At 35.1% G+C, this 12,520-nt stretch carries 15 protein-coding genes; all 15 read left to right on the plus strand.

The window, feature by feature from the left end:
• Window positions 1-278: 278 nt before the first annotated feature.
• The 15 genes from AB4865_RS12290 to AB4865_RS12360 all read left to right on the plus strand — a co-directional run bounded on the left by AB4865_RS12290 (window position 279) and on the right by AB4865_RS12360 (window position 12,344).
• Entirely contained in the window at window positions 279-512 is a 234-nt protein-coding gene (locus AB4865_RS12290; protein WP_372473606.1) for a hypothetical protein, read from the plus strand.
• A gap of 39 nt (window positions 513-551) precedes the next feature.
• A complete protein-coding gene (locus AB4865_RS12295) occupies window positions 552-824 on the plus strand; it encodes a hypothetical protein (protein WP_372473607.1) in 273 nt (90 codons plus the stop codon).
• On the plus strand, window positions 805-993 hold the full coding sequence (locus tag AB4865_RS12300) for a hypothetical protein (protein WP_372473610.1): 189 nt from the start codon (window positions 805-807) through the stop codon (window positions 991-993). The genes AB4865_RS12295 and AB4865_RS12300 overlap by 20 nt, the downstream gene beginning before the upstream one ends.
• 217 nt (window positions 994-1,210) lie before the next feature.
• A complete protein-coding gene (locus AB4865_RS12305; protein ID WP_372473612.1) occupies window positions 1,211-1,726 on the plus strand; it encodes a nucleotide exchange factor GrpE in 516 nt (171 codons plus the stop codon).
• Window positions 1,727-1,747: 21 nt separating this feature from the next.
• A complete protein-coding gene (gene dnaJ, locus AB4865_RS12310; protein ID WP_372473614.1) occupies window positions 1,748-2,872 on the plus strand; it encodes a molecular chaperone DnaJ in 1,125 nt (374 codons plus the stop codon).
• 214 nt (window positions 2,873-3,086) lie between these two features.
• Window positions 3,087-3,560 (plus strand): 23S rRNA (pseudouridine(1915)-N(3))-methyltransferase RlmH, encoded by a 474-nt coding sequence (rlmH, locus tag AB4865_RS12315; RefSeq protein ID WP_372473616.1) that lies wholly within the window; start codon window positions 3,087-3,089, stop codon window positions 3,558-3,560.
• Between the two features lies 1 nt (window position 3,561).
• The gene (gene folK / locus AB4865_RS12320) at window positions 3,562-4,047 is read left to right on the plus strand and encodes a 2-amino-4-hydroxy-6-hydroxymethyldihydropteridine diphosphokinase (RefSeq protein WP_372473617.1); all 486 of its coding nucleotides are present in this window, start codon (window positions 3,562-3,564) and stop codon (window positions 4,045-4,047) included.
• A gap of 74 nt (window positions 4,048-4,121) precedes the next feature.
• Window positions 4,122-4,301, plus strand: coding sequence for a hypothetical protein (locus AB4865_RS12325; protein ID WP_372473618.1), 180 nt, complete (start codon window positions 4,122-4,124; stop codon window positions 4,299-4,301).
• A gap of 277 nt (window positions 4,302-4,578) precedes the next feature.
• The gene (locus tag AB4865_RS12330; protein WP_372473619.1) at window positions 4,579-4,725 is read left to right on the plus strand and encodes a hypothetical protein; all 147 of its coding nucleotides are present in this window, start codon (window positions 4,579-4,581) and stop codon (window positions 4,723-4,725) included.
• Between the two features lie 92 nt (window positions 4,726-4,817).
• Window positions 4,818-5,564, plus strand: a complete 747-nt coding sequence (locus tag AB4865_RS12335; RefSeq protein ID WP_372473620.1) for an electron transfer flavoprotein beta subunit/FixA family protein — start codon at window positions 4,818-4,820, stop codon at window positions 5,562-5,564.
• A gap of 20 nt (window positions 5,565-5,584) precedes the next feature.
• Window positions 5,585-6,550 carry an electron transfer flavoprotein subunit alpha/FixB family protein gene (locus tag AB4865_RS12340; protein WP_372473621.1) on the plus strand — a complete coding sequence of 322 codons (966 nt, stop codon included), beginning with the start codon at window positions 5,585-5,587 and terminating at the stop codon, window positions 6,548-6,550.
• Between the two features lie 92 nt (window positions 6,551-6,642).
• The gene (locus tag AB4865_RS12345) at window positions 6,643-8,781 is read left to right on the plus strand and encodes a M3 family metallopeptidase (protein ID WP_372473623.1); all 2,139 of its coding nucleotides are present in this window, start codon (window positions 6,643-6,645) and stop codon (window positions 8,779-8,781) included.
• Window positions 8,782-8,911: 130 nt separating this feature from the next.
• On the plus strand, window positions 8,912-9,841 hold the full coding sequence (locus AB4865_RS12350) for an ABC transporter ATP-binding protein (RefSeq protein WP_372473624.1): 930 nt from the start codon (window positions 8,912-8,914) through the stop codon (window positions 9,839-9,841).
• Window positions 9,842-9,845: 4 nt separating this feature from the next.
• On the plus strand, window positions 9,846-11,153 hold the full coding sequence (locus AB4865_RS12355) for an ABC transporter permease (RefSeq protein WP_372473625.1): 1,308 nt from the start codon (window positions 9,846-9,848) through the stop codon (window positions 11,151-11,153).
• Between the two features lie 15 nt (window positions 11,154-11,168).
• Window positions 11,169-12,344, plus strand: a complete 1,176-nt coding sequence (locus AB4865_RS12360) for a sigma-54-dependent transcriptional regulator (protein ID WP_372473626.1) — start codon at window positions 11,169-11,171, stop codon at window positions 12,342-12,344.
• The last annotated feature ends 176 nt before the right edge of the window (window positions 12,345-12,520 follow it).

The following is a 12,520-nucleotide window of genomic DNA, read 5'->3' on the forward strand; positions in this document are numbered from 1 at the left end:
AAATGAGATTATTAAGAGCTAAAAAGAAAGTAGTAGAATTGAACTAATTATAGAAAATCCCTTTAAACAAATCATAGAAGACAAGCATCTCCCTGATATCATAAAGGAAAAAGTTCTCAATGATATTCATATGATCAAATTGTCCATAGATATTTCGGAAGTTTACTTGATAGGTTTGCCAGATCCAATCCTAAGTACGATGAAATACAAATCATCAATAAATACAATCAACACAAACAATCTAAACGTAAAAAACATCAATTAACAGTAATAAAAAAATGAATTTTACATCAATAGACTTTGACCTTCGGTTGGACAGAGCCATCGACGGATTAATATACTTCGAACAATTGGTTGGGTATGTTTTGGCTAGTTTATTTATCTATAAAATGATAGTAAAACTGACAACCAAATTGGTTTCTCATCCAAAAATTGAAAAAGTAAACGATTTATTCAAAAATTCAATATTTTTGAACAATGCTGGCATCAAAATCGACATAAAAAAATACTAATTACCGCTATACAAAGTAATAGTTGCTCTTTTATTGGTAATGATCAGTACCGAAATCTTTAATTTCAATGATATTACCAATGCTTTAAATAAAGTTTTTGCCTACCTACCACAATTGATTACCTCTATTACAATATTATTGGCTGGAGTATTTATTACTGACCAAGTAAAATCAAAATTATCAAGCTTGCAAGGTGCATTCGGCAACAACAGTATATTCAAAATTATTTCCAATGTAGTGATTATGGAGATGATGTTTTTCTTCATCCTGATGAGTTTGGGACAGGCAGGCGTTGATAACCGACAACATTAGTATCATTTTAGGAGTATTATTAGCATCCTTTTCAATTTCATTCGGATTGGGTTCGAGAAAAATGATGCAACATTTATTGCATAGTTATTACCTAAAGAAAATCATTTCCATTGGAACTCACATCTTATTAATTGACGAAAAAATCGAAGGAAAAAATCATTGCAATTGACAATATTGATATAAAACTTTTATCCGAAAATAAAATTCTATTGATTCCAACCAATACTTTGGCAAACGCTAAAATTGGAATAAAATATTATTAAATAAAACAAAACAGTTGATAATCCTCAACTGTTTTGTTTCATAATAAATGACATCTTGTCATAACTTGGAAATTGGCAAAACAATTGCTTAATAAAGAATCGAAAACTAAACAACTAAATATCATGTCAGAAGAAAATATCACACCAAACGAAGAGCAAGAAATCGTACAAGAAACTCAAGAAACGGTTGCATCTATTGAAGAACAGTTGAAAGAAGAATTGCAACAAGAAAAAGATAAATACTTGAGAATGTATGCCGAATTTGAAAACTATAAAAAGCGTACTACAAAAGAACGTTTGGAATTATATACAACAGCAAGCGAAAGCGTTTTGATCGCACTTTTGCCTATAATCGATGATTTTGAAAGAGCTATTGCACAGTTGGAAAAACAAGAAAATACAGAGCAACTACATGGAGTACAACTCATTTACAACAAATTTAAAGACACTTTGTCATCAAAAGGATTAGAGGATATCGTTATAGAAAAAGGAAGTGCTTTTGACGCAGATTTTGCTGAAGCTGTAACACAAATTCCCGCAGGAGATGATATGAAAGGAAAAATTGTAGATGTAATCGAAAAAGGATACAAACTGGGAGAAAAAATCATTCGTTATCCAAAAGTAGTTACAGGACAATAATCAAAACACATAAAAATTTCAATGAAACAAGATTATTACGAAATATTAGGAATAGACAAATCTGCAAATGCAGCAACCATAAAAAAAGCCTATCGCAAAAAGGCCATCGAATTTCACCCTGATAAAAATCCTGGTGACAAAGAAGCTGAGGAAAAATTCAAATTGGCTGCAGAGGCATACGAAGTTTTGAGCGACCCTGATAAAAAAGCACGTTACGACCAATATGGACACGCAGCCTTTGAAGGTGCTGGTGGAGGTGGCTACGGAGGTGGCTTTGGTGGCATGAATATGGAAGACATCTTTAGACAATTTGGTGACATCTTTGGAGGAGGTAGCTTTGGAGGTTTCAGCGGATTTGGCGGAGGTGGAAGAAATCAAATCAAAGGTTCAAACTTGCGAATCAAAGTAAAAGCCACTCTCGAAGATATTCATTCCGGAGTTGAGAAAAAAATCAAAGTAAAAAGAAAAGCAAAAGCACCTGGTGCTACATACAGCACGTGTACTACATGTAATGGACGTGGACAGATAACACGCGTACAAAACACAATATTGGGTGCAATGCAAACTTCATCACCATGTCATGTATGTAGTGGTGTAGGAGAAAAATTGACCAACAGACCAACAGGTGCTGATGCTGACGGATTAATTACTACCGAAACTCAAATCACCTTCAAAGTACCAGCAGGGGTACAAGATGGAATGCAAATGAAAATCACTGGAAAAGGAAATGACGCTCCAGGAAATAACGGTATTGCAGGAGATTTGATTGTAATTTTTGAGGAAATTCCTCATGATACCATTACTCGCCAAGACGACAACCTACACTACGATTTGTACATCAGTTTTGCTGAAGCAGCATTGGGAACTCAAAAAGAAATTGATACTCTCAATGGAAAAGTTCGCATAAAAATCGAAGAAGGTACACAATCTGGTAAAATATTGCGATTGAGAGGCAAAGGTATGCCAAGTGTACAAGGATATCAAACAGGAGATTTCTTAATACATGTAAACGTTTGGACTCCAAAAAATCTATCGAAAGAAGAAAGAGAAATTTTTGAAAAAATGAAAGACTCTAAAAATTTGGAGCCAAACCCACAAAAAGAAGAAAAATCTTTCTTTGAAAAAGTCAAAGAAATGTTTTCATAAGACAAATTATTTTTTTTAAATTTGCAAACCCCAAAAGGGTAATTTTTTCTTTTTCATAGCAATTTTTCCCATTCTTAGTTCCCAGCTAAGAATGGGTTTTTTTTACTACCCTTTACCTATAAGAAACTAACTTTTAAAAAAGTCACTTAAAATAAGATTTTTTTTTATTTTTTTTAAATCACACAGTATTTTTGCTCAACCAAATCAGTTTCTCATGACCATAAAACTTTTAGCCATAGGCAAAACCGACAACAAGCACCTAATTCAATTAATCGAGGAATATACCAATCGTTTGAAACATTACATCAAATTTGAATTGGATATAATTCCCGATATAAAAAACACTAAAAACCTTTCGCAAGAACAACAGAAACAAAAAGAAGGCGAATTTATTTTAGCCAAGCTCTCTCCTACCGATCATTTGATTTTGTTGGACGAAAGAGGAAAACGATTTACCAGTGTAGCCTTTGCCGACGAATTACAAAAAAAAATGAATGCAGGATTGAAAACCTTGGTATTTGTCATCGGAGGTCCTTATGGATTTTCGCAACAAGTTTATGACAAAGCTTATGGGAAAATCTCGTTTTCAGATATGACATTTTCTCATCAAATGATTCGTCTGTTTATCGTTGAGCAGATTTACAGAGCATTTACCATTTTGAGAAACGAACCTTATCATCATCAATAATATGAATACCGTTTTTTTATCATTAGGAAGTAATATTTCGCCAAGAAAAAATTATTTAAATCAAGCGTTGAAAGAAATCAATCAACGATTGGGGGAAATTACAGCACAATCTAAAATCTATGAAACCCCTGCTTGGGGATTTGTCAGCGAAAACTTTTACAATATGGCAATCGCTGTACAAACCGAAAAATCAAGTAAAGAAGTCATAGACGGTTGTTTGAAAATTGAAAAAGATTTAGGTAGAGTACGACTTTCAAAAAATGGATATTCCGCTCGTGTCATAGATATAGATGTATTGTTTTTCAACGAAGAAATTATTCAAACAGAAAAATTGATTGTCCCCCATCCGTTGTTGCATCAAAGAGATTTTGTTTTATTGCCCTTACAAGAAATAGCCGCTAATTTTGTACATCCAATTTATAATCAAACCATCACTCAACTGAGAAATCAATTGAGTGACAAAATTGAAGAAATTGTTGTAAGATAATTTTTTCAAATAGTAATTATCTGAATGTAAGATTTTTTCATTATATTTGAATTCAACAATAAAATCAAGAAACCATGGAAGCAACAAAAAAAAACAAAGAAAAAGAGTTCAAAAGCAAAAAAAAAATCAAAGAAGAATTATTTTACGCCCCTGAAAATGGCAAAAGAACTTCGAGGGTAGGATATTATATAAAAAAAATAAAAGCTGAAGGAGGCGGAGTAAAGATTATAGATATGGAAGCGGTTCTTAACTAAAAAAAATGAGATATTTATTGGACACTAATATAGCAATTTTTCTATTTTCAGAAGATTTTGATAATCTTTCAAATAATGTAAAAACTTAGTGGAAGATTATCAAAATTTGCTGTATGGGAGTTCATTGTCTTTAGTGAATATAAAATATCTTTTTGAAAGAGGAAAATTGAAAAAACTTAAATTTAAAACTACTGAATAAATTTATAGTTTTATAATTAACGATTTAGGCTTAAAAGTCTTACACACCAAAGACGAACACCTAAAAAACCATTCAAAATTGAATGTAATAGAGGAAAAAACCGACCTAATAGACCGTATTATTATTTCACAAGCCATAACAGAAAAACTTCACTTGATTAGTTCAGACCGTGCGTTTGAAAATTACGAATCTCAAAATCTTCAATTTGTATTCAACAAACGATAAAACCACAAATACTTTTTTTCTTTTGTTTAGAATGATTTTTTTTCATACCTTCGTAACTGTTTATTAAAATAACATAAAAAAATATATTCGAAATGAAAATATTAGTTTGCATCAGCCATGTGCCTGATACTACTTCAAAAATCAACTTTATCAATGATGATAAAGAGTTCGACACAAACGGAGTTCAGTTTGTAATCAACCCTAACGACGAATTTGGATTGACTCGTGCCATTTGGTTTAAAGAAAAACAAGGTGCACACATCACTGTAGCCAATGTTGGCGGAAACGATACCGAGGCTACAATCCGCAAAGCTTTGGCTATCGGAGCTGATGAGGCAATCCGCGTAAATGCAAACCCAACAGACGGTGCTTTTGTGGCTGAGCAATTGGCTACAGTTGTAAAAAATGGAAACTACGACTTGGTAATCTGTGGTAAAGAATCATTGGACTACAACGGTGGTATGGTTCCTGGAATGTTGGCTGCTCATTTGGGGTACAACTTTGTAAACTCTTGTATCGGTTTGGAAATCGACGGAGGAAATGCAAAGGTAACTCGTGAAATCGACGGAGGAAAAGAAACTTTATCTTGTGCAACTCCTTTGGTTGTAGGTGGACAAAAAGGAATCGTTGAAGAAAAAGATTTGAAAATTCCTAACATGCGCGGAATTATGGCAGCTCGTACAAAAGCGATTCAAGTAATAGAGCCAACTGCAAATAGTAACAAAACGACTGTTGTAAAATTTGAAAAACCAGCTCCAAAATCTGCTGTGAAATTGGTAAGCCCAGACAACTTGGACGAATTAATCCAATTGTTGCACAACGAAGCAAAAGTAATCTAATCCTAAAAATCTAAGAAAAAATGTCAGTTTTAATATATCCAGAATTTTCTGAAGGAAAATTTAAAAAAGTAGCATTTGAAATCGCTTCTTATGCTAAAAAAGTAGCCGATTCATTGGGAACAACTGTTACTGCGGTAACTGTAAACGCAACAGATGTGTCAGAATTGGCAAAATACGGAGTAAGCAAAGTATTGAAAGTAAACAACGAACAATTGGAATCTTTCAACGCAAAGGCTTATGCAGATGTTATCAAACAAGCCGCTGAAAAAGAAAATGCACAAGTAGTAATCCTTTCTTCTACTACAGATTCATTGTACGCTGCTCCAATTGTAGCAGTAAATTTAAACGCTGGATACGCATCAAATGTAATCGCTTTACCAGTATCTATTTCGCCTTTCCAAGTAAAGAGAAATGCGTTTTCAAACAAAGCTTTCAATATTACTGAAATCGCAACAAATGTAAAAGTATTGGCAATTGCTAAAAACTCTTATGGAGTAGCTGAAGACGCAGTGAGCTTGACAGAAGAAGATTTCTCAGTATCATTGAGCGATGCAGATTTCCAAGTAAAAACAGAATCTCAAGAAAAAACTACTGGAAAAGTATCGATTGCAGATGCAGAAATCGTAGTTTCTGGAGGTAGAGGATTGAAAGGACCTGAAAACTGGGGAATGATCGAAGAGTTGGCAGAAGTTTTGGGAGCTGCAACCGCATGTTCAAAACCAGTATCTGACTTAGATTGGAGACCTCACTCAGAGCATGTGGGACAAACAGGAAAACCAGTAGCGTCAAACATGTACATCGCAGTAGGTATCTCAGGAGCTATTCAGCACATTGCAGGTATCAACGCATCAAAAGTAAAAGTGGTAATCAACACAGATCCTGAGGCACCATTCTTTAAAGTAGCTGATTATGGAGTAGTTGGAGACGCTTTTCAAGTAGTTCCAGAATTAATCAAAAAATTGAAAGAATTTAAAGCTAATAATTAATACATACTAATCCTCAGAAAATTCTGAGGATTTTTTACTTTAACCTTCATATCATCAAGTAAAATTTGTAAATTGCAAAAAAATACATAAATATGAATAAAAAATCTTTAGTTATGCTATCAGCTGTAGTAGGTATGACTATTGGGTCGTGCAACAAATCCAACACTGCTGGAGTATTTGACGACAACAATCCATTGATTGCTAATTGGGAAGGAGAATACCAAGTGCCACCGTTTGAAGATATCAAAATCTCACATTACAAACCAGCTTTTGAATACTCTATCAAGGAACACAAAAAAGAAATCGAAGCAATCGCAAATTCTGAGGAAAATGCAACTTTTGAAAACACTATCGTAGCTATAGAAAACTCTGGTAGACTTTTACAAAAAGTAGCTAAAACCTTTTTCCCATTGACAAGTACTGATACGAACGAAGAAATTCAACAAATTTCTCAAGAAATAGCTCCTGTCCTTTCAGAACACAGTGACAATATCAAAATGAACGACAAATTGTTTGCTCGTGTAAAAAAGGTATATGACGATTACAAAACACCTTCTGTAGAAACACCTTCATTAACTGCGGAACAAAAAACTTTATTGGAAGACACCTATAAAAGTTTTGTAAGAAGCGGTGCAAATCTTTCTAAAGAAAACAAAGAAAAACTAAAAGACATCAACAAAGAATTGTCTGTCTTTTCTCTAAAATTTGGGGACAACTTATTAGCTGAAACTAATAATTATGAACTGATAATCGAAGACAAAAAAGATTTAGCTGGATTGCCAAACGATTTGATTGAAGTAGCTGCTGAAGAAGCAAAAAATAGAAAAAAAGAAGGAAAATGGGTGTTTACCTTAGACAATGCATCTGTAATGCCGTTTTTACAATATGCTGAAAATCGTGAATTGAGAAAACAAATCTGGGAAGCCTACCAAAAAAGAGGTAACCAAGACAATGCGTTGGACAACAAACAAAATGCTTTACAATTGGCAAACTTGCGTTTGCAAAAAGCTCAATTATTGGGATATAATAACCATGCAGCTTATGTTTTGGAAGAAAGTATGGCAAAAACTCCAGAAAATGTGACGCGTTTGCTACAACAATTATGGACTCCTGCTTTGCAAAAAGTAAAAGCAGAAGCCACTGATATTCATGCAATGATGCAACGCGACGGAATCAACGAAACGGTACAGCCTTACGATTGGAGATACTACGCAGAAAAAATTAGAAAAGAGCGTTACAACTTAGACGAACAAGAGTTGAAACCATATTTTAGCTTAGAAAATGTGCGTCAAGGTATCTTTGATGTTACCAACAAATTATGGGGATTGAAATATGCTGAGTTGAAAAACATGCCAAAATATCACGAGGATGTAACTGTATGGGAAGTAAAAGACAAAGACGATAAAAAAATCGGTTTGCTGTATATGGATATGCACCCAAGAGCTTCAAAAAGAGGTGGAGCTTGGATGACTTCTTTTACAGATCAATACATTCAAAATGGTAAAAATGTAATGCCAGTAGTTTCGATTGTTTGTAATTTTACAAAACCTACGGCATCGGCTCCATCACTTTTGACTTTTGACGAAGCGACAACATTTTTCCATGAGTTCGGACATGCTTTGCACGGATTATTGTCAAATGTAAACTACCTAAGTTTGTCAGGTACAAATGTTCCGAGAGATTTCGTAGAATTGCCTTCGCAAGTTTTAGAAAACTGGGCTTCAGACCCTGAAGTAATCAAAATGTACGCAAAACATTACCAAACAGGCGAAGTTATCCCTGATGCATTGATTGAAAAAATGAAAGCAGCAGGTACTTTCAACCAAGGATTTGCTACGATTGAATATTTGGCAGCATCGTTTTTGGATATGAAATTCCACACAATCGACCAACCGATAAAAACAGACATCAATTCGTTTGAAAAAGATGCTATGTCTAATGTAGGATTGATTGAGGCAGTAATCCCAAGATATAGAGCTACTTATTTCAGTCATATCTTTGCAGGTGGATATTCTGCAGGATACTATAGCTATATTTGGAGTGAAGTTTTGGATTCGGATGCCTTCCAAGCCTTTAAAGAAACTTCGTTGTTTGACCAAGAAAAAGCTACATTATTCCGCACAAACATCCTTGAAAAAGGAGGAACAGAAGACCCTGCAGAATTGTATAGAAAATTTAGAGGAGCTGATCCTAAAATCGAACCGCTTTTAAAGAAAAGAGGATTGTTATAATCGCACAAATCCACCTCAACTTTGAGGTGGATTTTTTTTATATATAATCACAGTACAAAATTACATCGTGCAAGGATGAATGCGATAGCTATTTTTTCACTACCTTTGAAAATTGTAAAAAAACAAATCTATGAATCACATACTACAAGTAAAAGATGTTGTAAAAAAATACGCCGATAAAACGGCCTTAGACAAGGTGTCGTTGGAAATTCCAAAGCAAAGTATTTTTGGACTTTTGGGTCCGAATGGAGCTGGAAAAACGACACTCATCCGCATGATTAATCAAATTACTTATCCAGATAGTGGAGAAATTTTTCTCAACGGTAGAAAACTTTCGCCCGAAGATGTAAAAATCATCGGATACATGCCCGAAGAACGCGGATTGTACCGCTCGATGAAAGTGAGCGAACAGGCATTGTATTTGGCTCAGTTAAAAGGACTTTCTAAAAAAGAAGCTTTGACACAACTCAAATATTGGTTCGAAAAAATGGATATCACCCATTGGTGGGACAAAAAAATCCAAGAATTGTCAAAGGGAATGGCACAGAAAATTCAATTTATTGTTACGGTGCTTCACAAACCACAATTGTTGATTTTCGACGAACCTTTTTCTGGTTTTGACCCTGTAAATGCCAACCTTATCAAAGATGAAATCATTCAGCTAAAAGAGCAAGGTAGCACAGTGATTTTTTCTACGCACCGCATGGAATCGGTAGAGGAAATATGCGACCATATTGCCTTGATTCATCAATCGAAAAAAATCATCGATGGAAAACTCAACGATGTAAAAAAGGCGTTTCGTTCGTATATGTATTCGTTGGTGTTGAAAACAGAAAGAAAAGACGAATTAAAAGCCAAATTGCAACAATTGGGAGCCGATGTTACGGAAGACAACACTATAAAAACTTTAGACGAAACCGATGTGCAATTGAATATCCATTTGCCAAATGCCGATGTCAATTCCTTGCTACAAACTGTTTTTACTTATGGAACGATTGTGCATTTTTCGGAAAAAATTCCAAGTATCAACGATATTTTTATTCAAGCGGTAAAAAAATAACAACATGAGCATATTATCATTAATTATAAAACGAGAGTTTATTTCCAAAGTGCGAAATAAATCCTTTATTGTAATGACTTTTTTAAGTCCGTTGTTGATGGCAGCATTGGTGGGATTGGTAGTGTTTTTAAGCACTCAAGACCCTACCGACAAAAAAAACATTGCCATTTGCGACGAAACGGGGTGGTTTCAAACCTCATTTGAGTCAGACGATGCGTATCATTACACCTATTTTCCTACTTATGAAAAAGAAGTAATGAAGCAAGGGTTGGAAGAAGAAACCTATCAAGGGATATTGCATATTCCAAAATTTGACGATTTGAAAAAATACGAAAACGGCGTAGAGTACATTTCAGAGGAAAGTCCCTCTATGCGTTTTATCGACGATGTAGAATATGAATTATCGAAAGTATTTTCAGCGAAAAACTACTTAGCCAACGGAATCGATACAATGGCAATGCATCGTTCAAAAGTAGATGTTTCTATGAATATGCAAAAGTCTTCTGGAGAAACTACCGTAAAGGGAATCAACGAGATAAAAGGTGTATTAGGTAGTATTTTGGGCTATATGATTATGATGTTTATCATCGTGTATGGAAATATGGTAATGCGTAGCGTAATCGAAGAAAAAGTAAATCGCATCATCGAGGTCATCATTTCGTCAGTAAAACCTTATCAATTGATGCTGGGTAAAATCATCGGAGCTTCTTTGGCTGGTATTTTACAATTTATCATTTGGGGAGTTTGCGGTGGAATCTTGATGTTGATACTTTCGATTTTTATGCAACCTACTACACCACCTGTAATGCCTGTGGGAGCAGGAGAAGAATTGGTTGGATTGGCAGAAAATCAAGATACCATTCAAATGTATATCGCCGAAATCTTACAATTACCGTTTTTAGAATTGGGATTGAGTTTCTTGGTGTTTTTTATCTTTGGATACTTTTTGTACAGTGCCATCTATGCAGCCATAGGAGCCGCAGTGGACAATGAAACCGATTCACAACAGTTTTTAATGCCAGTCATAGCTCCGTTGATTTTAGGAGTGTATATTGGAGCATTTACGGTAATCAACGACCCACACGGAACCACAGCAGTAGTATTTTCGATGATACCATTTACATCGCCGATAGTAATGATGATGCGTATTCCGTTTGGTGTACCGTTTTATCAAATTGCCTTATCTGTATTGATTTTGATAGCAACTTTTGCAGCAATCGTGTATATTGCAGCCAAAATTTACCGAGTAGGAATCTTGATGTATGGTAAAAAAGCCTCTTGGAAAGAAATGTTGAAGTGGTTGAAATATTAATTTTAAAATTAAGTTATGTCAAAAATATTAATCGTAGAAGACGAACAAGCCATTCGTCGCGTATTAGTGAAAATATTAGCGGAAGAAAATGAAAGTTTTCAACTTTTTGAGGCTGGAGATGGCGAAGAAGCTCTAAAAATCATCGAATCTGAAGATTTGGATTTGGTGATTTGCGACATTAAAATGCCCAAAAAAGACGGTGAAGAAGTATTGAAAACCGCAAAATCTATCAAAAGCGAATTGCCGTTTATCATGATTTCTGGTCATGGCGTCTTGGAAACTGCCGTAAACACCATGCGTTTGGGGGCGTTTGATTATATCTCAAAACCGCCAGATTTAAATCGCTTGTTGACTACCGTTCGCAATGCCCTGGACATCAAATCTTTGGTGGTTGAAAACAAACAATTGAAAAAACAACTGAAAACTCAAGTACAAAAGAAATACGAAATCATCGGAGAAAGCGAACCTATCCAACAAATCAAAGAGTTGATAGACAAAGTAGCCGAAGCCGATGTACGCGTATTGATTACAGGTGGAAATGGTACAGGAAAAGAACTCGTTGCTCACAATATTCACCAAAAGAGCAAAAGAGCCTCAGCTCCTATGATTGAGGTAAACTGTGCAGCAATTCCATCAGAATTGATTGAAAGCGAATTGTTTGGTCATGTAAAAGGAGCCTTTACTTCGGCAGTGAAAGACCGTGCAGGAAAATTTGAAGCAGCCAATGGCGGTACATTGTTCTTGGACGAAATCGGTGATATGAGTTTGTCTGCACAAGCAAAAGTTTTGCGTGTGTTACAAGAAAACATTGTCAATCGTGTAGGAGCTGAAAAAGACATCAAAGTAGATGTGCGAGTAATAGCCGCTACCAACAAAGATTTGCGAAAAGAAATCGAAGCTGGTAGATTTAGAGAAGATTTGTACCATCGTTTGGCGGTGATTTTAATCAAAGTACCTGCATTGAACGAACGCCGAGATGATATACCAATTTTGGTAGAACACTTCTTGACAAAAATCGCCGAGGAAAACGGTACTGCCAAAAAATCTATCGATGCCGAAGCTATGAAATTATTGCAAGAATACGACTGGACAGGAAACATTCGTGAATTGCGAAACGTAGTTGAAAGATTGACGATTTTGGGCGAGCAAGTGATTTGCAAAAGAGATGTACAATTGTTTGCTACAAAATAGTTTTGTCTCACGCAGATTTTCCAGGCTACGCTTTTAGGGTTAGCCACGAAATACAAGGAGTTTTTTATGAATTATTTTCACGAATTAATTATTCGTGTTAATTTACGGCGTACAGTCGGCAGATCCTCGAGTCGTGGCTAAAAAAACTACACCTAAGGTGTAAAAAAAGTCAAGAT

It is taken from the genome of Capnocytophaga sp. ARDL2, from assembly GCF_041530365.1.
Taxonomy (GTDB): domain Bacteria; phylum Bacteroidota; class Bacteroidia; order Flavobacteriales; family Flavobacteriaceae; genus Flavobacterium.

Bases quoted from the DNA above. Each gene is read 5' to 3' on its own strand.
- AB4865_RS12290 (WP_372473606.1), top strand. From the start codon at position 279: ATGAATTTTACATCAATAGACTTTGACCTTCGGTTGGACAGAGCCATC.
- AB4865_RS12295 (WP_372473607.1), top strand. From the start codon at position 552: ATGATCAGTACCGAAATCTTTAATTTCAATGATATTACCAATGCTTTA.
- AB4865_RS12305 (WP_372473612.1), top strand. From the start codon at position 1,211: ATGTCAGAAGAAAATATCACACCAAACGAAGAGCAAGAAATCGTACAA.
- dnaJ (WP_372473614.1), top strand. From the start codon at position 1,748: ATGAAACAAGATTATTACGAAATATTAGGAATAGACAAATCTGCAAAT.
- rlmH (WP_372473616.1), top strand. From the start codon at position 3,087: ATGACCATAAAACTTTTAGCCATAGGCAAAACCGACAACAAGCACCTA.
- folK (WP_372473617.1), top strand. From the start codon at position 3,562: ATGAATACCGTTTTTTTATCATTAGGAAGTAATATTTCGCCAAGAAAA.
- AB4865_RS12325 (WP_372473618.1), top strand. From the start codon at position 4,122: ATGGAAGCAACAAAAAAAAACAAAGAAAAAGAGTTCAAAAGCAAAAAA.
- AB4865_RS12335 (WP_372473620.1), top strand. From the start codon at position 4,818: ATGAAAATATTAGTTTGCATCAGCCATGTGCCTGATACTACTTCAAAA.
- AB4865_RS12340 (WP_372473621.1), top strand. From the start codon at position 5,585: ATGTCAGTTTTAATATATCCAGAATTTTCTGAAGGAAAATTTAAAAAA.
- AB4865_RS12345 (WP_372473623.1), top strand. From the start codon at position 6,643: ATGAATAAAAAATCTTTAGTTATGCTATCAGCTGTAGTAGGTATGACT.
- AB4865_RS12350 (WP_372473624.1), top strand. From the start codon at position 8,912: ATGAATCACATACTACAAGTAAAAGATGTTGTAAAAAAATACGCCGAT.
- AB4865_RS12355 (WP_372473625.1), top strand. From the start codon at position 9,846: ATGAGCATATTATCATTAATTATAAAACGAGAGTTTATTTCCAAAGTG.
- AB4865_RS12360 (WP_372473626.1), top strand. From the start codon at position 11,169: ATGTCAAAAATATTAATCGTAGAAGACGAACAAGCCATTCGTCGCGTA.